Origin of the sequence: Streptomyces angustmyceticus, assembly GCF_040701845.1 — a bacterium.
Lineage (GTDB): Bacteria > Actinomycetota > Actinomycetes > Streptomycetales > Streptomycetaceae > Streptomyces > Streptomyces angustmyceticus_A.
Genome location: NZ_JBFBHQ010000010.1, coordinates 86505 through 107456, shown reverse-complemented (window position 1 = coordinate 107456; position 20952 = coordinate 86505). Strand labels below are relative to the sequence as shown.

Genomic DNA, 20952 nt, shown 5'->3' with positions numbered 1-20952 from the left:
GGGGGGCCCCGGCGACGGGGTCATGAGCATGCCGCGGGGGCCGCATGTTGCGCATTCACTTCGACGACCGGGATGTCGCGCGGGTACAGATCGCCGCCGAGCCCGACCCACTGTGGGAAACGGTGCTGGCCATGCACCATCTGGTGCCGCCGGGACACGGGGCGCCGGTGTACGGCGCCTGGCGGGCCCGGGCGCGCCGTGAACTCGACGAGCGGGGCCTGACCCGCGCCGCCCGGCTGATCAGCGTCCTGGCCCCGGCCGACGCGCGCTACTTCCCGGACTTCCTCACTCCCGACGCGTCCCGCGACGGGCTGGCCGCGGGCCTGGAGGCGCTGCGAGACACCCCCCGGGTGCGGCTGACCGCGGAATCCGCCCGGGCGGCGCTGCCGGCCCGGCTCCCGCGCTGGACCGGCGCGCTGGCCGGGGGAAGCCGCGAGCCGCTCGACGCGCTGGCCGACGCCTTCCAGGAGGTGTACCGCGCGGTGGTCGCCCCCGACTGGACGGGGGCGGCCGCCACGGTCGACTGCGACCGCAGCGGCCGTACCCGCATGCTCTGCCGCGGCGGCGTCGACGCCATGTTCCACACCTTCCGGCCCGCGCTCCGCTGGGAGCCGCCGGTGCTGCACGTCGACTACCCACGGGAGCGCGATCTGCGCCTGGGCGGACGCGGACTGCGGCTGATCCCCTCCCACTTCTGCTGGCGCAGACCCATCGCCCTGGCCGACCCCGGGCTCCCGCCGGTCCTCGTCTATCCCGTCCAGCACCCCACGGACTGGGCGCCCGCCGCCACCCGCAGCTGTCATCCGCAGGCGCTGTCCGCCCTCCTCGGCCGCACCCGGGCCCGGATCCTCGCCGCGCTCGACGCCCCCACCACCACCGGTGAACTGGCCCGCCGCTTACGGGTCTCCGCGCCGTCGGCCAGCGAGCACGTGAGCGCCCTGCGCGAGGCCAACCTCGCGCGCAGCCGGCGCGACGGAGGCTCGGTCATCCACGCCCTCACGCCGCTGGGCACGGCGCTCCTGCACGGTGAACTCGCCCCCGCGCGCCGGCCCGGCGGCCCGGCGCTCACCGGGCGCCGGCTCACGGCCGTACCTGGATCTTCCTCCCCTCGCCCGCCCGGAAGCGGGACAGCGCCTCGGCATAGCGGTCCAGCGGCAGGCGGTCGCTGATGAAGACCTCCGGGTCCAGGGCACCGGCCGCGAACAGCTCGGCGGCCCGTTCGTAGCTGTGCAGCACGGCCATCGAGCCGGTGATGGTGATCTCCTGGTTGTAGATCCGGTAGGGCTCGATGGTGGCGCGCGCTGCGTAGTCGGCGACGCCGAACTGGAGGAAGGTGCCGCCCTTGCCGACCCGGCCCAGGGCGTCCTGGATGGCACGTTCGTTGCCGGTGGCGTCGATGACCACGTCCCAGCCGCGCGGGCGGTCCAGCTCGTCGGCGGATCCGGCCGCGTTGCTGCAGCCCAGGGTGCGGGCGGTGGCGAGCCGGGCGGGGTTGATGTCGACGACATCGACGCCGGCCGCGCCGGTGCGCTTGGCGAGTTCGAGCATCATCAGGCCCATCGTGCCCGAGCCGTAGATGAGGACGTGGGTGCCCAGTTGCTGGGAGCGCAGGATGTCGTAGCCGCGGACGGCGCAGGAGAGCGGCTCGATGAGGGCGGCGTCCTCGGTCCGGACGTGGTCGGGCAGCTTGACGCAGTTGGCGACCGGGGCGACGGCGAACTCGGCGGCACCGCCCGCCGTGGTCACCCCGATGGCGGCCCATCGCTCACAGAGGTTGTTGCGGCCGATGCGGCAGTAGTGGCACTCGTGGCAGTAGAGGGAGGGGTCGACGGCCACCCGGTCGCCCTCGGCGAGTTCGGTGACCGCGCCGCCGGTCGCCACGACGGTGCCGGCGAACTCATGGCCCGGCACGACGGGCAGCGTGGGGGCGAACTCCCCCTGGAGGATGTGCAGATCGGTCCCGCACAGCCCGCAGGCGGCGACGGACACCACGACCTCGCGGGGACCGGGCGTCGGGTCCGCGACGGTGCCGACCTCGACCTTGCCCGGTGCGCTGATCACTGCGGCTTTCATTTCACGGCTCCAAGCGACAGGCCCTGGACCAGTTTGTCCTGGGCGGCGAACCCGGCGATCAGCACCGGGAGGGAGATGACGGTGGCGGCGGCGCACACCTTGGCCAGGAACAGGCCCTGGCTGGTCACGAGTCCGGTCAGGAACACCGGCGAGGTACCGGCCACGACACCGGTCAGGACCCGCGCGAACAGCAGCTCGTTCCAGCTGAAGATGAAGGAGATCAGGGCCGTCGCCGCGATCCCCGGCATCGCGACCGGCGCGACGATCCGGGTCAGGGTGGTGGCCAGCCCCGCGCCGTCGATGGAGGCGGCCTCCAGCATCTCCACCGGGACCTCGGCGAGGAACGAGCGCATCATCCACACCGCGATCGGCAGGTTCATCGAGGTGTAGAGGATGACCAGCAGCCAGATGCTGTCGAGCATCCCGGTGTTCTGCGCGACGAGGTAGACCGGCAGCAGCCCGGCCACCAGCGGCAGCATCTTCGTCGACAGGAAGAAGAAGAGGACGTCGCTCCATTTGCGTACCGGTTTGATGGCCAGCGCGTAGGCGGCGGGCACCGCCAGCAGCAGCACCAGCAGGGTGGAGACGACGGAGGCGGTCAGCGAGTTGATCAGCGGGGGCCAGGGACTGACGCCGCTGCCCGTCGCCCCGAAGAACTCGCGGTAGCCGTGCAGGCTGAGCCCGGCGCCGACGCTCGGCGGGTTGGTCGCCGCGTCCGTCTCGCTGTGGAAGGACGTCAGCACCATCCAGGCGACGGGCAGGAAGAAGGCGATGCCGCACAGCCAGGCCGCCAGGCCCAGCAGGCTGCCGGTGCGCCGCCGGCGCCGCGCGGCGGGCGACCCGGCGCGGCCGCGGACCGTGGACAGGGTGGTCATGACGTGACCTCCTCGCGCAGCAGGGACGACACGGTGCGCAGTGCGAAGGTCGCCACCAGCAGCGAGCACAGCACCACGACCACGCCCTGCGCGGATGCCCGTCCGTAGTCGTGGGACTGGTAGACGGTCTGGTAGATGGTGTACGGAAGGTTGGCGGTGCCCAGGCCGCCGGAGGTGATGGTGAACACCGCGTCGAAGTTCTGCACCACGTACACCGTGCCCAGCAGCGCGGCCAGTTCGAGGTAGCGACGCAGATGCGGCAGGGTGAGGTAGCGGAAGATGTCGAAGGCGGAGGCGCCGTCCATCCGGGCCGCCTCGACGGCGTCCGACGCCCGGCTCTGCAGCCCGGCCAGCAGGATCAGCATCATGAACGGTGTCCACTGCCAGATCAGCGACATCTCCACCGCGGCCAGCGGCGAGTCGGTCATCCAGTCCGGCTGCGGCGGATGCTCGCTGCCGAACAGCCGCCATATCCAGGTCAGCGAGCCGTTGAGCAGCCCGTACGAGGCGTTGTACAGCGCATGCTTCCACAGCAGCGCGGAGGCGACCGGCACGATCAGGAACGGCGTGATGAGCAGGGTGCGGACGATGCCCCGCCCGCGGAAGCCGCGGTCGAGCAGCAGTGCCAGACCGAGCCCGAGCAGCAGGCTGACCAGCACCACGGTCACGGTCAGCAGGACCGTCGTGCCCACCGAGGCCCGCATCGCCGGGTCGGTGAACACGGCGCGGTAGTTGTCGAGGGCGGCGAAGCCGCGGTTGTCGGGGGCCAGCGCGTTCCAGCGGGTGAAGGAGATCACCACGGTGGCCACGAACGGGAGTTGGGTGACGACGACGAGGAAGACCAGCGCGGGGAGGAGGGGCGCGCGGCGGGCCCAGTTCTTCGCCCGCTCGGTGCGCTGGGCGCGGGCGCTCGGACCGCGGGTGGCGGGCGCGACGGCCGCGGGGGCCGGCTCAGTGGTGCGCGTAGGCATCGGACACCTCCTGCGCCAGTCGCCGGCTCTTCTTCAGGGCCTCCGGCACGCTCTGCTTGCCGGCGATGGCCGCGCTGATCTCGGTCGAGACCTTGGTCCCCAGGTCGGCGAACTCGGGGATGCCGACGAACTGGATCCCGGGGGCCGGGCGCGGCTGGACGCCGGGGTCGCCGGGCCGCGCCGAGCTGATCGCCCGCTCGGTCGGGCCGGCGAACGCCCCGGCCTCCTTGGTGTACTCCGGGTTGCGGTAGAGGGAGGCCCGCTTGCCGCCCGGCACCCTCGACCAGCCCAGCTCGCGGCCCACCAGCCGCTCGTAGCCTTTGCCCGAGGCCCAGCGCACGAACCGCCAGGCCGCGTCCTGGTGCGTACTGGCCTTCTGCACGCCCCAGGCCCAGGTGAACAGCCAGCCCGCCTCACGGGTCCGCTCCACCGGCGCCGGCGCGTAGCCGACCTTGCCGGCGACCTTGGAGTCGCCGCTCTCCAGCGACCCGGCGCCGGCCGTCGCGTCGTACCACATGGCGACCTTGCCCTGCTGCATGTCGTTGAGGCACTCGGTGTAGCCGGCCTGCGGGGCGCCCGCCTGGCCGTGCCGGCGCACCAGATCGACGTAGAACCGGGTGGCCTCGGTGAACGCGGGGCTGTCGACCTGCGGTCGCCAGTCCTTGTCGAACCAGGTGCCGCCGAAGGTGTTGACGACGGTGGTCAGCGGGGCCGCCAGCTGGCCCCAGCCGGGCTGGCCGCGCAGGCAGATGCCCTTGAGGCCCTTGCGGGAGCCGTCCAGCTCGGCGGCGAGCGCGGCGACCTGGTGCCAGGTGGGCCGGGCGGGCATTTTCAGCCCGGCGGCCTTGAGGAGGTCCTTGCGGTACATCAGGAAGGACGACTCGCCGTAGAACGGCTCCGCGTAGACCTTGCCGTCGGCGGCGGTGAGGGAGGAGCGGACCGGCGGCAGGATGTCGCCCTGGTCGAAGGTGCGGTCCCCGGCGGCCCGTTCGCCGAGGGGGGAGAGCCAGCCGTTGCGGGCGTAGATGGGCGTCTCGTAGTTGCTGACGCTGGCCACGTCGTACTGCCCGGCCTGGCTGGAGAAGTCCTGGCTCATCTTGTCGCGCAGGTCGTCCTCCGGCAGCACGGTGAAGTGGACCTTGATGCCGGTCTCCTTGGTGAAGTGCTCGGCGGTGAGCCGCTGCAGATCCACCATCTGCGGGTTGTTGACCATCAGGACGTTGATGGTGTGACGGCTGTCGTTGCCCGCCTCGCCGGCGCCGCGGTAGCAGCCGGCGGTGGTCAGTGCCAGGGCGGCGGCGAGGGCGGTCAGCCCTAGGGAGCGGCCGCCGCGGCCTGGTCCGGGGGATCTTGCTCTCACGGCTCGTACCTTTCGGGGGACGGGGATGCGGGGACGGGGGTCGGGGGAGGGGGACGTCGGACGGGGACGGGGGGCCGGCGGTGCCGTTCCAGCGGCGGTTGGGGGGCGTACGACACCGGTGTGCGGGTACGCCGGGGAGCCGTCCGGCGCTCGGGGGCGACCGTCGGCGGTCGGTGTGGGGTATGGGGGGTGCCGGGCTGCGGGGCCGGTCGTCCGGGCGGCCCCGCCCCGGTCAGACCCGGAGCACCTGCGGCCCCAGGAGTGAGTAGCGGTGTGCCTCCGGCGCGGACAGGCCCGCGTCGGTGACGATCACGTCGAAGTCACGCACCTCGGCGAACCGGCAGAAGCTGCTGGCGCCGAACTTGCTGTGCACCCCGACCAGCACCCGCCGCCGCGAGGAGCGGACGGCCTGCTCCTTCACCTCCGCGACCGCCGGATCCGGGGTGGTCAGGCCGTGCTCCCGGGAGATGCCGTTCGCCCCCAGGAACGCCAGGTCGATCACGAAGCGGGCGAGCATGTCCCGGGCCCAGGACCCGACCGTCGCCTGGGTCCCCGAGCGCACCCGCCCGCCGGCCAGCAGGACGGTGGTGGACTCGGACGCCGCGACGAGCGACGCGGTGCGCAGCGACGCGGTGAGCACGGTCAGCGGACGGTCGGCGGGCAGCAGCGTGGCGACCAGCTCGGGGGTGTAGCCCTCGTCGACGAACACCGTCTCGGCCTCTCCCACCAGCGACGCGGCGGCCGCCGCGATCCGGCGTTTCTCCTCCACCTGCTGGGTCTCCCGCCGGGCCAGCGTGGTCTCGAACCCGGCGCTCTCGACCGGATACGCCGCGCCGTGCGTCCGCCGGATCAGCCCCCGGCGCTCCAGCTCGCTCAGATCGCGCCGCACGGTCTCGCGGGCGACCCCGAACTCCACCGCGGCATCGGCGACCTCGACCCGGCCGGACCGCCGGGCGAGCGCGAGGATGCGGTGCTGGCGTTCCTCGGCCCTCATGGCTCACTCCTGCCCGAATTCTTACGGTTTTCGGTTTCCGTTCGGTCACGGGACTGCCCGTTTCCGCCCGTATCAGGTTTATAGCAACCGCAACGGTGCGGATGGCTGCCCGCGACGGCGGAAAACGTGACCGTTTCTGTCCGCTCCGGAGCGCTGTCACCTTGGCCACATGCACGAACGGGTGCCCGTACTGCCCTGGCAGCGGGCCCGTGCGCCCCCTGTGGGCCCGGTTGCCCGGGGCGGTCGGTTGTGCGCCGGCGGACCGCAGCGGTGGTGCCGGAGACGGCGGCGCTTAGTCTGGACGGCATGAGCTCGGAGATGCGGTCGTTGGCGGTCACTGCGATCGTGCAGGCGGAGGAGTGCGCGGTCCTGCGCGTCAGCGGGGACCTGGACCTCCGTACCGAGCAGGCGTTCCTCGCCGAGGCACGGTCCGTGGTGTCGGCCGGCCACCGCTTCCTGGTGCTCGACCTGACCGCGCTGCGCTTCTGCGACTCGCGCGGGCTGAGCTGCCTGCTCGCCCTGGAATGGCTGTGCCGGCGCCTGGAGGGCAGGCTGCTGCTGGCCTCGCTCGGCGTACGGATGCTGCGGCTGCTGGTCGGCACCCAGTCCCTGAGCGTCTTCTCCTGCTACCCCACCGTCGGCCATGCGCTGGCCACGGTCCCCGACGCCAGCCGCCCGGCGTGGCCGCCCGTGGCGGAGGATCCGGCGGCGGAGTCCGGCGACAGCTGAGACCGGTAGCCGGGCGGCCGGGCCCGCCGGTGCGGCGCCCCGCTACTCGGCCCGGCCGAGGTCCCGGACGAGCGTGGGGGAGGGGCGCGGGATCTCGCCGAAGTCCTCGTCGTCGCTGTCCACCACGAGCCGGTTGATCACATTCTCCAGGGCGCTCGGCAGGGTCGGCGCGAGCCCGCTGTGCCACTGGACGAGCAGATTGTGGCGGGCCGCGTCCGGCAGCAGCTGCTTGTCGTCGAAGGCGGCCGCCGAGCGGCGCTCCTCGTCGGGCGCGTGCGCGGCCTGCTCGCGCCAGTAGGCGGCGTCGCGGTACTCGCCGTTGCGGCGGTGGGAGAGGTAGAGGCAGTAGGCGGCGGTCCGGCTGCCGGCCCCGGCGCCGAAGTGCCACCAGAAGTGGGCCGCGTCATGGCGTCCGGTGATGTGCAGCAGACAGGCGAAGACCAGTGCGCCCTCGGGGTCGATGTGGTGCTCGTCCACCAGCCGTTCCAGGCTCGCCGCAGCCGCCGCGGCATTGACGACCAGCGCACAGGCCAGCTGGAGCTCGTGGGTGGCCTCGTCGCGGGCGCTGGGGTAGGGGCTGGGCGCGCCACGGCCCGCCCGCACCGCCCGCTCCGCCGCCGACCGCCCCTCTGCTGCGCCCCCCGCCGGGACGGGGGCCCCGGGGCCGCCGAGCACGCCCGTGGCGTCGAGGTCGCCGAACCCCGGCAGATCGTCGATGCCGGACACCGCCGCGGCGGCGCTGAGCAGCGTCTCGACGGTCTCCCTGCGGCCGGTGGGAAGGATGTGCGACATGGTCAGTTCCCCCTGGAATATCCCTGATCGATACCGAGCGCGGCAGCGAGCTTGCGCTTGCCTCGGCTTGCGTAGGAGCGGACGGTGACTTCGTCGACACCGAGCAAGGAGCCGATCTGCGCGTCGCTGTACCCGATGACATGACGCAGCACGATCACATCGCACTGCCGCTCCGGCAGCCGGGCGATGGCCGCGTACAGCCCCAACTGGCTCTCCAGCATCGCGAACTGCTGCTGGCACTCGCGCAGCAGGGCATGGGTCACGACGGCGAACGCGGCGGTCTCGGTGAGCGCGGTGGGCTGGTGATGGTCGTAGAGCCACTCCACGACGCTCTCCTTGAGGACCGACCAGGCGTACGCCTCCACCGACGCCTGCCGCAGCGCATGCGGCCACAGCCGGCCCAGCTGTCCGTACGCCGACCGGGTCACCTCGCGCGCCGCAGCCTCGCTGCCGGTGTGCAGATAGGCGTACGTCAGCCACTTGCGCGCATGCGTCGCCAGGAACGCCTCGAAGGTGATCGACAGCTGCCGGTCGGCCGGGTCCGGGGTGAGGGCCGGGAGCGAACAGCGGGGGAGTGCGGCTAACTCCGCCGTATGGACATGCGCCGGGGCGCACGCCGGTAGCAGTCGGTCCCGGTCTGCGCTCACGAGCAGTCCTCGTTCCGTTTCGCCGTGCACCGAGCCGGGCGCCGAAGCGCCGCCGACCGCGGGAGGACGGGTTGCCCTCACCCTCCAATGAACCGGAAAGCGGGCCCTTTTGTGGCATCGGGCGGGCAAAAATCTGCCGCTGCGTATTCATATGACTACGCGTGACCGTGGCACGTGCCAACCGAAGTGCGCCGGCCGGGCCGGGCGCCGGGAACCTTGACGGGCGCGCCCCGGCATGATCCGGGGCGTACGGGGCAGTGCTCCAACAGCCGGGCGCACGGCGGCGGTTGACGCGCCGCCGGGAGTGCGCGGGCGACGAGGGGGCGTCACCGTGCGCCGGGGAGGCGCGCCGGAGCGGCAGGAAGCCGCCGGCCGTACTGGGGAGGCAGCAGCCGATGAGCGAGCACGGGTCCGTGGTGGACCTCCAGTTGGACCGGGCCCACTCGTCCCGGATCTACGACTACTTCCTGGGCGGCAAGACCAACTTCCTGGCCGACCGGATGGCCGCCGGCGAGGTGCTGGGCGTCTTCCCCGCCGCGCTGGTCGCCGCCCGCATCAACCGCGAGTTCATGCACCGCGCCACCCGCGTCGTCGCCGCCTCCGGCCTGCGGCAGTTCCTCGACATCGGCACCGGCATCCCCACCCCGCCGAACCTCCACGACGTGGCCCAGGGCGTCGCCGCCGACGCCCGGGTCGTCTACACCGACAACGACCCGATCGTCCTCGCGCACGCCGCGGCCCTGCTGCTCAGCACCCCCGAGGGGCGCACCGCGTACGTCCAGGCCGACGTCACCGACCCGGCCGGCATCCTCACGGCGCCCCAGCTGCTCGACACCCTCGACCTGACCCGCCCGGTCGCGCTCAGCCTCAACGCCCTGATGCACTTCGTCCCCGACGACGGCCAGGACCGCGCCCACGCCATCGTCGAGACCCTCAAGGCCGCGCTCCCCAGCGGCAGCACCCTCGCGATGAGCCATGCGACACCGGACTTCAGCCCCGCGGCGATGGACAAGATCATCAAGATCTACGGCGACGCGGGCACCCGGCTCCAGTTCCGCTCCCGCGCCGCCTTCCTGCGCTTCTTCGACGGCTGGGAGCTGCTGGAGCCGGGTGTCACCCTCTCCCACCAGTGGCGCCCCGACCGTCCCGAGGACGCCACCCATGTCACCGACGCGGAGGCCGCCTGCTATGCGGGCGTGGCCCGCAAGCCCTGAACGCCGGGCGAGCGGGCGGCCGTTCGCGCACCGGGCTCACTCCTTGCGGTAGCCGTACGCCTCCCCGGCCGCCGCCGCGACCGCGTCCAGATCGGCGCCGGACGACGCGGTGACCACGGCGGCCACCGCGCCCTCGACGAACGGCGCGTCCACCAGCCGTGCGCCCGCGGGGAGTTCGTCGCCCTCGGCGACCAGGGACTTCACCGTCAGCACGGCGCTGCCCAGGTCGACCAGGATCGCCACGCCCGCGCCGCGGTCGACCGTCCGCGCCGCCTTGATGATCAGCTCCGCGCTGGTGCCCAGCCCGCCGTCAGGGGTACCGCCCGCGGCGGCCACCGGGGCCGTGTTGCCGCCGCCGGCCAGCCCGGCCGCCATCGCCGCCACGGACTCCGCGACCGGGCCGCTGTGCGACACCAGCACCACTCCGACCGGCACACCCTCGCCGCCGGCCGCACCGCCCGTCGTCTCCGCGCTCACCGGGCCACCTCCGCGAGCGTCGCGAACAGCAGCGCCGACGAGGCCGCCCCCGGGTCCTGGTGCCCGATGCTGCGTTCTCCGAGGTAGCTCGCCCTGCCCTTCCTGGCCTGCAGCGGCACGGTCGCCAGCGCCCCCTGCTCGGCCGCCTCGGCCGCCGCGGCGAAGGAGGTCGACAGCGCCGTGACGCCCGGCACCAGCGCATCGAGCATCGTCTTGTCGCCCGGCGCCGACCCGCCGAGCTGCCCCACCGCGTCGACCCCGGCGGCCAGCCCGGACCGCAGCTCCTCGACCGACACCTGCGGCGCCTCGCCCAGCACCTTGCCGGCCCGCCGCAGCAGTGTGCCGTACAGCGGCCCGGACGCCCCGCCCACACTCGAGATCAACTGCCGCCCGGCGGCCGTCAGCACCGCGCCGGGGGTCGCCGGCGGCTCGGTCTCCAGCATCTTGACCACGGCCGCGAAGCCGCGCTGCATGTTCCTTCCGTGGTCGGCGTCACCGATGGGGGAGTCGAGCTCGGTGAGCCGGTCGGCCTCCCGGTCGATGACGGCGGCGGCCGCCGTCATCCAGCGTACGAAGAACGCGGCATCCAGCACCGTTTCGGACACGGACTACTCTCCTTGGTTGTTCGGGCACTGAGCGAAGAAAGCGGAGTCGTCAGGCCACTGGGGCGTGTGCCGACCCCCATACGGATACGGCTGCGGTCTCACCGCCCCCAGCGGAGCGCGGGCGTCTGCACCGGCGCGTCCCACAGCCGCAGCAGTTCCCCGTCCACCTGGCACAGCGTCACCGAGCAGCCCGCCATGTCCAGCGACGTCACATAGTTCCCCACGAGCGTGCGGGCCACCGCCACTCCCCGCTCGTCGAGCACCCGGCGCACCTCGGCGTTGAATCCGTACAGCTCCAGCAGCGGGGTCGCCCCCATGCCGTTGACCAGCACCAGCACCGGCAGCCTCGGATCGAGGTCCTCCAGGATCGCGTCCACGGTGAAGTCCGCGATCTCGCGCGAGGTCATCATCGCCCGCCGCTCGCGCCCCGGCTCGCCGTGGATCCCGACGCCCAACTCCAGCTCCCCGGACGGGAGATCGAAGGTCGGGCTGCCCTTCGCGGGCGTCGTGCAGGCGCTCAGCGCCACCCCGAAGCTGCGCGAGGAGTCCACCACCTGCCGGGCCAGGGCCTCCACCCGCTCCAGGGGCATGCCCTCGTCCGCCGCGGCACCGGCGATCTTCTCCACGAAGAGCGTCGCCCCGGTGCCCCGCCGCCCGGCCGTGAACGTCGAGTCGGTCACCGCGACATCGTCATTGACGAGCACGCTGGCCACCTGGACCCCCTCGTCCTCCGCCAGCTCCGCCGCCATCTGGAAGTTGAGCACGTCCCCGGTGTAGTTCTTGACGATGAACAGCACCCCGCTGCCGCTGTCCACGGCCGCGGCGGCCCGCACCATCTGATCGGGCACCGGCGAGGTGAAGACCTCGCCCGGACACGCGGCGTCCAGCATGCCGGGCCCGACGAAGCCCCCGTGCAGCGGCTCGTGCCCGCTGCCGCCCCCGGACAGCAGCGCCACCTTCCCCTCCACCGGTGCGTCCCGCCGTACGATCACCCGGTTCTCGGCATCCACCACCAGTTCGGGGTGCGCCGCGGCCATCCCGCGCAGCGCATCGGCGACCACGGTCTCGGCGACGTTGATCAGCATCTTCATGGGTACCTCCCGGTGAGTGGAGCGGTGCAGGCCTCTGAGTTGCGTTCTTCCAGGTCAGGTGGCGTGTCGAGCTGTGCTGATCTTGACATGCTCCGGCGTGTCCCGACAGGTCGGAGGCGCAGCGGAACCGGGCGGGCCGACGGGAGGGCGGCCGGCGGACGCCGCACCCTCCTGGCGGCCCGTCAGTCATGTTCGCTTCGGCCTCCGACGTGCCGGGACTCGGTGGATCAAGTATCGGGCGATGGGGGTGCTGGTGGCACTGTTGCGTGCTGGTGTCGTTGTGCTCTGTGTGGCGTGGTGCCTTCGCTGCTTCCCTGGTCGGGGGCCGGGTAAAACCCATCGATCCGTACACGGGTACGTCTCGTCAACCCCTCGGGAGGGACGGAGAAGGCGACGGCTCCCCGCGGCGTCACGCCACCATCGGCCGGTCCCGGGGGCCGATCGGGGCGGGAAGCGCGGTGGAACCGGTCAGATAGCGGTCCGCCGCGGCCGCGGCGGACCGTCCCTCGGCGATGGCCCACACCACCAGGGACTGGCCGCGCCCCGCGTCGCCGGCCACGAAGACCCCGTCCCGCCCGGCCGGGCCCGCCGCCTCGGCCGCGAAGCCGCCGTCCCGGGCGAAGTTCCCCCGCCCGTCCAGTGCGAGCCCCAGCGGCCCCATCAGACCGGTGCTGTGTTCGGGGCCGGAGAAGCCGAGGGCGAGCAGCACCAGCTCCGCCGGGATCACCCGCTCGGTGTCCGGCCGCGGCCTCCTGGCCGTGGGCTCCACCTGCGTCAGGCACAGCGCGCGCACCTGGCCGGCCGCGGTCCCCTCGAAGTGGAGGGTGGCGGAGGAGAAGACCCGCGGATCACTGCCCTCCCGGCCCCGCGCCTCTTCATGGGCGTGCGAGATCCGGTAGACCTTCGGATAGACGGGCCAGGGCTCGCCGTCCGCCCGGGCATCGCCGGGCTCCGGGTTGATGTCCAGCTGCACCACCGAGGCCGCGCCCTGGCGCAGGGCGGTGCCCAGGCAGTCCGACCCGGTGTCCCCGCCGCCGACGATCACCACATGCCTGCCCTCGGCGGTGACGGGGGGCGCGGCGTAGTCGCCCTCCACGACCCGGTTGGCGAGGGGCAGGTAGTCCATGGCCTGGTGGATGCCGGACAGCTCGCGGCCGGGGACGAACAGCTCCCGCTGCCGGGTGGCTCCGACGGCCACGACCACCGCGTCATGACGCCTCCGGAGCTCGGTGGCGTCGATGTCCCTGCCGACCTGCACGTGGGTGCGGAACTTGGTGCCCTCCGCCCGCATCTGCTCGATCCGGCGGTCCAGATGCCGCTTGTCCATCTTGAACGAGGGGATGCCGTAGCGCAGCAGCCCGCCGATGCGGTCGGCGCGCTCGTAGACGGCGACGGTGTGCCCGATCCGGGTGAGCTGCTGCGCCGCCGCCAGCCCCGCGGGGCCCGAGCCGATGACGGCGACGGACTTCCCGCTGAGCCGCTCCGGCGGATGCGGTGCCGCGTATCCGCACGCCCAGATCTGGTCGGCGATGGCCTCCTCGACGTTCTTGATCGTCACCGGATCGGCGTTGAGGGCCAGCACGCAGGCGGCCTCGCACGGCGCCGGGCACAGCCGCCCGGTGAACTCGGGGAAGTTGTTCGTCGCGTGCAGCCGCTCGGCGGCGGCCCGCCAGTCGCCCCGCGCCGCGTACGCGTTCCACTCGGGAATGAGGTTCCCCAGCGGGCAGCCGTTGTGGCAGAAGGGGATGCCGCAGTCCATGCAGCGGTCGGCCTGCTCGGACACCAGCGGCAGCAGCGCCTGCCCGGCGTGGACCTCGTCCCAGTCGCTCAGCCGTTCCTCGACCGGGCGCGGCGGCACGGGCCGGCGGGGGAACTTGAGGAAGCCGCGAGGATCGGTCATACGCCGCCTCCATCGCTCACTCACGGTGCAATACGGCGGTCTTCGTCAGCCTACGCCTGGTTTGTTCCTCCTTCATCGGCCGACGGCGCCCGCCGCCCCGCCGGCACCGGGACCCGGCGGTCCCGGTGGAGCAGCGGGCGCATCCGGCCCGCAAGGCGTATATGTGAATCCATCGGACGGTGCCGGCAGGACATGGGCCGGCATGGTGCGTACGGGACCTCTGTGGCGGCTCCGCCCTTCCGCGTCGCGCCCGCGACCCGGCAGCAGGGGAGGCACGGTGAAGAGCTTGCAGCCCACGCCGGCGAGGGTGTCGTGGCTGCTCGCGGCGCTGGCCCTGGTGGTCGGCGTCCTGCTCGACCTCTTCGCGCCGCAGCCGTACATCGGACTCCCGCTGCTGGCGGCCGCGCCGCTGGTCGCGGGCGCCATGCTCTCCTTCCGCGCCGCGCTCGTCGTCGTGTGCACCGCCTGTGTGGTCTCGGTCGGACTGGATCTCGAACGCGGACGCCCGGCGACGGCACGGTACGTCGATCTGGCGGTGGTCGGCCTGATCGGCGTGCTGGCGCTCGCGGTCAACCGGCTCCTGCGACGCCAGGGCCGGGACCTCGCCCTGGCCAGGGACGTCGCGGAGGCGGTCCAGCTGGCGGTGCTCCCCGACCCGCCCGGCGAGGTCGGGCCGTTGGCGGTGGCCGCCGGGTACACCACCGCACAGGCCGAGGCGCGGATCGGCGGCGATCTGTACGCGGTGCAGGAGACCCCGTACGGGGTGCGGATGATCATCGGGGATGTGCGGGGCAAGGGCCTGGAGGCCGTCGCCGCGGTGTCCGTCGCGATCGGGGCCTTCCGTCAGGAGGCCGAGTACGCCCCCACCCTGGCCGCCCTGGTCCAGCGACTGGACGAGGCCATGGCCAGGGCGGCGGCCAGGGGCGGCCCGGTGACCTCCAGCGAGGGCTTCACCACCGCCGTGCTGGCCCAGGTCTCCGCCGACGGCGGGGCGCTGAGCCTGGTCAACCGGGGGCATCCGCCGCCGTACCTGGTCCACGGCGGCCGGCTCGTACGGCTCGACCCGAGCCTGCCGCAGCTGCCCCTGGGCATGGGGCTGGGGGACGCCCCGACGGCCGGCTCGGCGCCCGTCGATGTGGTGCGGCTGCCGCCGGGCGCCTCGCTGCTGCTGGTCACCGACGGTGTCACCGAGGCCAGGGACGCGCAGGGCACCTTCTACGATCCGGTCTCCTCACGCCGCATGGGACGGCGGTTCACCGAACCGGAGGCCCTGGTGGACGCCCTGACCAAGGACGTCGGCCGCTGGACCGGGGACCACCACCGGGACGACATGGCCATCCTGGCCGTAACCCGGCGCCGGGCGCTGCCGCTCACCGCCCCCGGCGGGACGGCGCCCCCGCGCCGGCACCGGCCATGACACCGCCGTGCCCGCGGGTCGTAAGGGCCGCCGCCGGCGCTCTCCGGTGAGGACTCACCCGCGCCGGGAGCCCTCCGCGGGGTCCCGGCCCGGCGCGTCGGCCGGCACCTCCGCCTCGCGCAGGGCCGCGTACCGCCCCAGGGAGCGGACCATGATCTTGGCCGGGGAGCCCGGCAGCAGGGGAGCCAGCCGGTGCCAGGCGTCGTCGACCAGGACGCGGGCCTCCTGCCGGCAGGCCAGGACGGCGCCGCAGTCCGCGATGGCGGTGGCCACCTCGTGGACGGTGCCGGCCGTCGCCCCGCCGTCGCGCACGGCCTTCCACAGCTGCCCCATCCGGTCGGCGGGCAGCCGGCCGACGCAATGGGCGAGCGGCATCGTCACCTTCCCCGCGTGCAGGTCCTCGCCGGAGTGCTTGCGGCGCCCGCCGGAGCGCGGCGCGGTGGCGCCCAGGACGTCGAGCACATCGTCGGAGATCTGGTACGCCGTGCCCACCGCCTCGAAGTACGCCCCGATCGCGGCGGGTCGGGTGCCGGTGGCGCCCGCGGCGAGGGCGCCGAGCTCCGCGAAGGCACGGGCCGGGACACCGGTCTTGAAACGGTGGGCCGCCCGCAGCCGCCGCAGCAGCGGCCGCGCGTCACCGGAGGCCACCGCCGCGTCCATCTCCGCCGTGTGGCCGGCCAGGTCCAGGGCCTGGCCGCCGTGCGCGGCCCGGAGCATGCGCAGATACGTCCGGCAGACGGCGAGCCGCAGCCGGTCGTCGTCGGGCAGCACCTCGTCCATGACGCGGTCCAGGGCGAAGTAGGCGGCCGTGGCGGCGTTGACGGTCGCCGGCACCCCGAAGACCCGGTGCACGGCCGGTACACCGCGGCGGTGCAGCGCGCCGTCCTGGATGTCGTCGATGGCCAGATTGGCGCTGTGGATCACCTCGACCGCCGCCAGCAGCGGCGCGAACCGGTCGGCGCGCACGCCCAGCAGCTCGATCGCGGCACAGCACACATAGGCCCGCCACCCCCGGCCGCCCGGATCGGCCAGGTGCCGCACCGGACGTACCAGGGACTCGTGCACCGCGGTGTCCGCGAAGCCGTCCAGCGAGGCGCCCGTCCCGCCGAGAAGCGAGGTCGTCAGGGCGGGCGACGGCCGGTCGGGGTAGAGCCGGCGGACCTCGCGCCGGGTCACCTCCTGCAGCCGGCCCAGGTACTCCTCCAGGTCCCCGATCCGCTGCGCGGGCACCGCCGTGACGACCGCCCAGCCCGTCACCGGCCGCCCGGCCCGGGTGCCGCTCACCCGCGCCGCCGCGCACAGGAAGCCCTGGCCGGTGAGCATGGTGCGCACTTCCTGGTCGGGGAAGTGCGCGGTGACGTGGAGCCGCAGGCGGAGGTGGTCCGAAGCGATCTCCCAGGACGTGGGGTAGCGGTTCAGGGTGGACAGCGACGTCCAGGGACGGTGCGGGCGCAGCCGGACGTCCTCCGCCGGCACCGCCCGGCCGTCGGGGCCGTGCGCCGTCAGCCAGGTCCGCCGGCCGGTCACCGTGCGGGAGGCCGTCTCCACGTGCTCCTCGCCGCCGGCGGTCACCCGCCAGCCGTCGTCGAGGAACACCATGAGGCGCCGGCGGCCGATGTCCCGGCCCCCGCACGGGACTTCGGCCAGCAGGCCGTCCTCCGCGCCGGACGCGTACCACCCCTCGCCCGAGACGACGACCGCGTCCCGTGCGCCCGGCACCGTGATCCGGCCGGTGACGTCGCAGTGCGCGCCGCCCGGGCCGTCGTCGTCCGGCTCCTCGGCACCGAGGGCGGCCCGGGGCGCGAAGACCAGGTCGCACTCGGCCGGTTCGCCGTGCAGCGTGAGCCGGTGCCCGCCCCCGTCCGCCGCGCGCCATGCCCCCGCCTCGCCGAGGACGAGGTCCGCCCGGTCGAGGCCGGCCCGGCCGGGATCGCCCGGGCCGCTGCCCACCCGCACCGGCTCCGCCAGCAGCCGGTCCGGAGCCACCGGCAGCCCGTCGGCCAACGCCTCCAGCAGGGCCGCCCGCACCAGGGCGTCCGTCCCCGAGGCACCGGCCGCCGCTGCCCGCAGGACGGCGACCGCCCCGCGGTCCGCCCACGACTGGGCCCGGTGGCGGCGCCGCCCCACATCGATGAACGACCGGACCAGTCCGTGCCCCCACCGAGGGGACCCGTCCACCGTCGTGCGGCGCCGGCGCACCAGGGACGCCGTGACGACGTACTCCTCCCCGGCTCCCGTCACCAGCCGGCAGCCCAGCTGCCACCGTCCCGCCCGGGCGCCGGGCTCCGTGGCACCGCCTCCGGCCCGGCCGTTTCCACTCTCCGCAGCTGCCACGGCTGCCTCAACGAGCCGGCCCACCGAAGGAAACGGAAGCCGGGCAGCCGGGGGAGGGCCGGGTGACATGACGTCACACCAAGGCAGTGCACCGCCGTGCCGCGCCGCGCGCAGGGGTCAGCCGGGTGTCCACGGCCCGGCCGGCAAGGCGGCGAGCAGCATGAGCGCCACATCGTCCTGCCGGTCCGCGTCGTCCTGCCGGTACTCCAGGAGGGTGTCGGCGAGGCGCTCGGGCCCCACCGGCGGTGCGTCGTTGAGGCGCCGGGCGAGGTCGGCCACGGAGCGCTCCGGATCGGCCCCCGGCGTCTCGACCAGGCCGTCCGTGTAGAGGGCCAGTACGGACCTCGGCGGCAGGGTGATCTCCGTGGCGGTGTACCGGGCATCGGGCTCGACGCCCAGCAGCAGCCCCGGGGGCACGTGCAGCACCGTGGTGTGCCGGTCGGGGTGGCGGAGCAGGGGCGGCGGATGGCCGGCGCCGGCCAGGCAGGCCCGCCGCGTGCGCAGGTCGATGTGGACGTAGAGACAGCTGGTGAACAGATCCGGGTCCAGGTCGTTCAGCAGCTTGTTCGTCCGCGCCAGTACCCCGGCGGGGGAGGCGCCCGCGGTGGCGTAGGCGCGGACGGCGGTGCGGGCCTGTCCCATGAAGGCGGCGGCGGCCGCGTTGTGGCCCTGCACATCGCCGATGACGGCGGCGATGCTGTCGTCGCCGAGGCGGATCAGATCGTAGAAGTCGCCGCCGATGTCCATACCGCGGGTCGCCGGGAGGTAGCGGGCGGCGACGGCGAACCCCGGTACCGAGGGCAGGCCGTGCGGAAGCAGGGCGGCCTGGAGGTCGTGTGCCAGTTGCTGCTTGGTGTCGTAGAGGCGGGCCCGGTCGAGGGCCTGGGCGATCAGGCCCGCCAGCGAGGTGAGGACCTGGCGTTCCTCCTGGGTGAAGGTGCGCGGCTGGGTGTAGGCGAGGATGCAGCAGCCGACCGGGCGGCCGGACACGATCAGCGGCAGCACGGCGCGGGCCGCCTTGCCGGTCAGCCGCGGCAGCCCCGGGTAGTCGCGTTCCATCTCCTCGGGGGTGGTGAAGAAGCTGGGCTCGCCGGTGGCGAGGGCCCGGACGGCGGGGCTGTGGGCCGCGCCGAGGGCGACGCCCTCGAAGGCGGCGACGGCCTCGGCGGGGTAGCCGCGGTGGCCGATGGTCCGCAGCCGGCCCGCCTCGGCGGCGTACATGAGCATGCCCTGGGCCCCGAACGCCGGCACGATCTGGTCGGCGACGAGACCGACCACGTCCTGGACGCCCACGGCCTCGGTGAGGGCGGCCGCGAGGTGCAGCACGTGGTAGATCTGGCCGGCCCGCGCGGGCACGACCTCCGCCGGCGTGGGAGCGGGCTCCACCGGCCCGTAGTCCTTGTCCGAGGGGCTGATCCACACGCTCAGGCCCGTGGCGTCCGGGAACAGCCGGAAGGTGAGCCACTGGTGCGGGGGCCGCAGGGCGGTGAACGGCATCGGCCGACGGCTGATCACCGCGGCGCGGTAGCGGTCCTCGAAGGCCGGGTCGCGCAGCCACGGCAGGACCTCCCAGGGGCGCGAGCCGATCAGCCGGTCGGCCCGCTCGCCGAGCAGCTCCGCCGCGCCGGTCGTGACCAGGGTGATCCGGCCGTCCAGGTCCAGGGCACAGCAGCCGCCGGGCAGCCGCTCCAGGTAGTCGCCCGCCGCCTGCGCCTCGTCCGGGCCCAGGGTCCGGACCGGCGGGACGGACAGCACCCGTGGGGCGGCACAGCGGGGGGACGCGCCGTCGGGCCGTCGGCCCGCGTCCAGCAGCGCCGCCAGGCGCCGGCACGAGGCCGCCACCGCCCGGCGTTCGCCCGCCGACAGCCGCGGTGCATGGCCGGCCGGCCAGAGCAGGAGCAGCGCGCCCCGGGTGCCGCTCCCCTCACCCACCGGAGCCGCCGCCAGCGAGAAGTCATAGGGCACGGCCACCGCGGTACGGGGGAAGTCACGGGCCAGCTGCTGCTGGCCGCCGACCCACACCAGCCGCCGTTCGCGGGCGGCGACGGCGACCGGGATCGGCGCTGCCAGCGCCACTCGGCTCCACGGCTCCAGGAACGGGGCCGGCAGCCCGATCATGACCGTCAGCCGCAGGACCGGCTCCTCGTCCGCCGGTACGTACAGCCCGCCCGCGGACGCCCCGGTGTCCCGCATCGCGCGCAGCAGCGCCCGGCCCACCGGATCGGATCCGGCGCCGCCGGTCACCGCACACCTTCGGACAGCTGTCGTGCCATCGGGACTCACTCCGGCGCGCCGGTTCTCCCCGTGCCGAGACCGTCATGACCTCTCTCCCGGGACTCTCACGGCGTCTTCCCGGGACAGTGCCGACGTTACGCCGCCGACCGGGCCGCGGCACTCGCGCGCAGACCTGCCCGATACCTCCCGGTAAGGCCCTGACCAGCCCAAGATGCGCTGAGCTCAGCCCGTATATCATGTAATGGCGTCTCGTAGCAGGGACGCGGGCAGCATGTCGCCTCCGATCTCGGAGAGGGAACATGGCCGCAGACGACGAGGACGAGACCGGAGAAGTCCGGCGTCCGTCCAGTAAGAAGACCGCCAGGAAGACCGCCAGGAAATCCAGCAGTGTTCGGGCCGGCAGCCGCGAGAGCGAAAGCGAAACGGAGCGCACGGCCCGTCGCGTTTCCGCGCCACGTGCGATGCGGTACGCGGCCGAGCAGCTCAAGGAGCTGCTGGGCCGGGCGCCCGAGTCCGTCTCCTCGGTGAAGCCGACGGAGGACGGCTGGCAGGCGGACGTGGAAGTCCTGGAGCTGGAACGGGTCCCCGGGACCACCAGCGTGATGGCGACCTACCGGGTGGTGCTCGACAAGGAGGGCGAACTGGTGGCTTACGAGCGCACCCGCCGCTACACCCGAGGCCAGATCGACCGGCGTTGAGGCCGGGACGAGCCGCGGCGGACCGTTCGCCAGGCGAACGACACGGCCGCTCCGCACAGGCCGGGGCGGGCCGGTGAAGGGAGGCACCGTGACTGTGGTGCCGCAAGGCGGAGGACCCGTCGCCACCGGCGGCGGAGGGGGCTCCGGAAATCTCTACGACATTCTCGATCTGATCCTGGACCGCGGTCTGGTCATCGACGTCTTCGTGCGCGTGTCGTTGGTGGGTATCGAAATCCTCAAGATCGATGCCCGCATCGTCGTGGCCAGCGTCGACACCTACCTGCGCTTCGCCGAGGCCTGCAACCGCCTCGACCTGGAGGAGGGGCGCAAGGCGCCCTCCCAGCTGACCGACCTGGTCGGCGAGGTCACCGAGGGCGGTTCGCACGGCAAGGCCAAGGGCGCCCTGTCCGGGGCCGCGGAAGCGGTGTCCGACGCCCTCAAGGGCGGCGACGACGAGGAGCGCGAGGAGAGCCACAAGGAGCCCGCCGGGCGGCGCGAGCGCCCGGCTCGCCGGCCGGCCCGGCGCCGGAAGGAGTGAGC

19 protein-coding genes are annotated in these 20952 nt (G+C 73.7%); 6 read left to right on the top strand and 13 right to left on the bottom strand.

The features are described 5' to 3' along the window. Positions 1-44 precede the first annotated feature (44 nt). Complete coding sequence (locus tag AB0411_RS22320; protein WP_366419030.1) at positions 45-1169, top strand: winged helix-turn-helix domain-containing protein; 1125 nt, start codon at positions 45-47, stop codon at positions 1167-1169. On the opposite strand, the gene AB0411_RS22315 is transcribed toward AB0411_RS22320, so the two are convergent. The 5 genes from AB0411_RS22315 to AB0411_RS22295 all read right to left on the bottom strand — a co-directional run bounded on the left by AB0411_RS22315 (position 1081) and on the right by AB0411_RS22295 (position 6273). Then, positions 1081-2073 (bottom strand): zinc-dependent alcohol dehydrogenase family protein, encoded by a 993-nt coding sequence (locus AB0411_RS22315; RefSeq protein WP_366419029.1) that lies wholly within the window; start codon positions 2071-2073, stop codon positions 1081-1083. The genes AB0411_RS22320 and AB0411_RS22315 overlap by 89 nt on opposite strands. Then, complete coding sequence (locus AB0411_RS22310) at positions 2070-2948, bottom strand: carbohydrate ABC transporter permease (RefSeq protein ID WP_366419028.1); 879 nt, start codon at positions 2946-2948, stop codon at positions 2070-2072. The genes AB0411_RS22315 and AB0411_RS22310 overlap by 4 nt, the downstream gene beginning before the upstream one ends. Further along, a complete protein-coding gene (locus AB0411_RS22305) occupies positions 2945-3919 on the bottom strand; it encodes a carbohydrate ABC transporter permease (protein ID WP_366419027.1) in 975 nt (324 codons plus the stop codon). Before AB0411_RS22305 ends, AB0411_RS22310 begins: the two co-directional genes overlap by 4 nt. Continuing rightward, positions 3900-5279 carry an ABC transporter substrate-binding protein gene (locus AB0411_RS22300; protein WP_366419026.1) on the bottom strand — a complete coding sequence of 460 codons (1380 nt, stop codon included), beginning with the start codon at positions 5277-5279 and terminating at the stop codon, positions 3900-3902. The genes AB0411_RS22305 and AB0411_RS22300 overlap by 20 nt, the downstream gene beginning before the upstream one ends. Before the next feature lie 232 nt (positions 5280-5511). Beyond that, entirely contained in the window at positions 5512-6273 is a 762-nt protein-coding gene (locus tag AB0411_RS22295; RefSeq protein WP_366419025.1) for a DeoR/GlpR family DNA-binding transcription regulator, read from the bottom strand. A gap of 306 nt (positions 6274-6579) precedes the next feature. Between AB0411_RS22295 and AB0411_RS22290 the strand changes: the two genes are divergently transcribed. Further along, on the top strand, positions 6580-7002 hold the full coding sequence (locus AB0411_RS22290) for an STAS domain-containing protein (protein ID WP_366419024.1): 423 nt from the start codon (positions 6580-6582) through the stop codon (positions 7000-7002). Positions 7003-7044: 42 nt separating this feature from the next. On the opposite strand, the gene AB0411_RS22285 is transcribed toward AB0411_RS22290, so the two are convergent. Continuing rightward, entirely contained in the window at positions 7045-7794 is a 750-nt protein-coding gene (locus AB0411_RS22285; protein ID WP_366419023.1) for a hypothetical protein, read from the bottom strand. A gap of 2 nt (positions 7795-7796) precedes the next feature. Further along, on the bottom strand, positions 7797-8441 hold the full coding sequence (locus AB0411_RS22280) for an RNA polymerase sigma factor (protein WP_366419022.1): 645 nt from the start codon (positions 8439-8441) through the stop codon (positions 7797-7799). 395 nt (positions 8442-8836) lie between these two features. Here AB0411_RS22280 and AB0411_RS22275 point away from each other — a divergent pair, with 395 nt between their 5' ends. Next, complete coding sequence (locus AB0411_RS22275; RefSeq protein ID WP_366419021.1) at positions 8837-9655, top strand: SAM-dependent methyltransferase; 819 nt, start codon at positions 8837-8839, stop codon at positions 9653-9655. Between the two features lie 36 nt (positions 9656-9691). Here the strand turns inward: AB0411_RS22275 and AB0411_RS22270 are convergent, their stop codons facing one another. The 4 genes from AB0411_RS22270 to AB0411_RS22255 all read right to left on the bottom strand — a co-directional run bounded on the left by AB0411_RS22270 (position 9692) and on the right by AB0411_RS22255 (position 13728). Continuing rightward, positions 9692-10132 carry a PTS-dependent dihydroxyacetone kinase phosphotransferase subunit DhaM gene (locus tag AB0411_RS22270; RefSeq protein WP_366419020.1) on the bottom strand — a complete coding sequence of 147 codons (441 nt, stop codon included), beginning with the start codon at positions 10130-10132 and terminating at the stop codon, positions 9692-9694. Beyond that, a complete protein-coding gene (gene dhaL, locus AB0411_RS22265) occupies positions 10129-10725 on the bottom strand; it encodes a dihydroxyacetone kinase subunit DhaL (protein ID WP_366419103.1) in 597 nt (198 codons plus the stop codon). Before dhaL ends, AB0411_RS22270 begins: the two co-directional genes overlap by 4 nt. A gap of 110 nt (positions 10726-10835) precedes the next feature. Beyond that, positions 10836-11828, bottom strand: a complete 993-nt coding sequence (dhaK, locus tag AB0411_RS22260; protein ID WP_366419019.1) for a dihydroxyacetone kinase subunit DhaK — start codon at positions 11826-11828, stop codon at positions 10836-10838. Between the two features lie 409 nt (positions 11829-12237). Beyond that, the gene (locus AB0411_RS22255) at positions 12238-13728 is read right to left on the bottom strand and encodes a glutamate synthase subunit beta (protein ID WP_366419018.1); all 1491 of its coding nucleotides are present in this window, start codon (positions 13726-13728) and stop codon (positions 12238-12240) included. Between the two features lie 277 nt (positions 13729-14005). Between AB0411_RS22255 and AB0411_RS22250 the strand changes: the two genes are divergently transcribed. Then, complete coding sequence (locus AB0411_RS22250) at positions 14006-15145, top strand: PP2C family protein-serine/threonine phosphatase (protein WP_366419017.1); 1140 nt, start codon at positions 14006-14008, stop codon at positions 15143-15145. 54 nt (positions 15146-15199) lie between these two features. On the opposite strand, the gene AB0411_RS22245 is transcribed toward AB0411_RS22250, so the two are convergent. After that, positions 15200-17479 (bottom strand): polyprenyl synthetase family protein, encoded by a 2280-nt coding sequence (locus AB0411_RS22245; RefSeq protein WP_366419016.1) that lies wholly within the window; start codon positions 17477-17479, stop codon positions 15200-15202. Between the two features lie 117 nt (positions 17480-17596). Beyond that, complete coding sequence (locus tag AB0411_RS22240) at positions 17597-19723, bottom strand: SpoIIE family protein phosphatase (protein WP_366419015.1); 2127 nt, start codon at positions 19721-19723, stop codon at positions 17597-17599. 290 nt (positions 19724-20013) lie between these two features. Between AB0411_RS22240 and AB0411_RS22235 the strand changes: the two genes are divergently transcribed. Together AB0411_RS22235 and AB0411_RS22230 are read left to right on the top strand one after the other, a co-directional pair. After that, entirely contained in the window at positions 20014-20412 is a 399-nt protein-coding gene (locus tag AB0411_RS22235; RefSeq protein WP_366419014.1) for a gas vesicle protein, read from the top strand. A gap of 88 nt (positions 20413-20500) precedes the next feature. Continuing rightward, a complete protein-coding gene (locus AB0411_RS22230; RefSeq protein ID WP_366419013.1) occupies positions 20501-20950 on the top strand; it encodes a gas vesicle structural protein GvpA in 450 nt (149 codons plus the stop codon). The last annotated feature ends 2 nt before the right edge of the window (positions 20951-20952 follow it).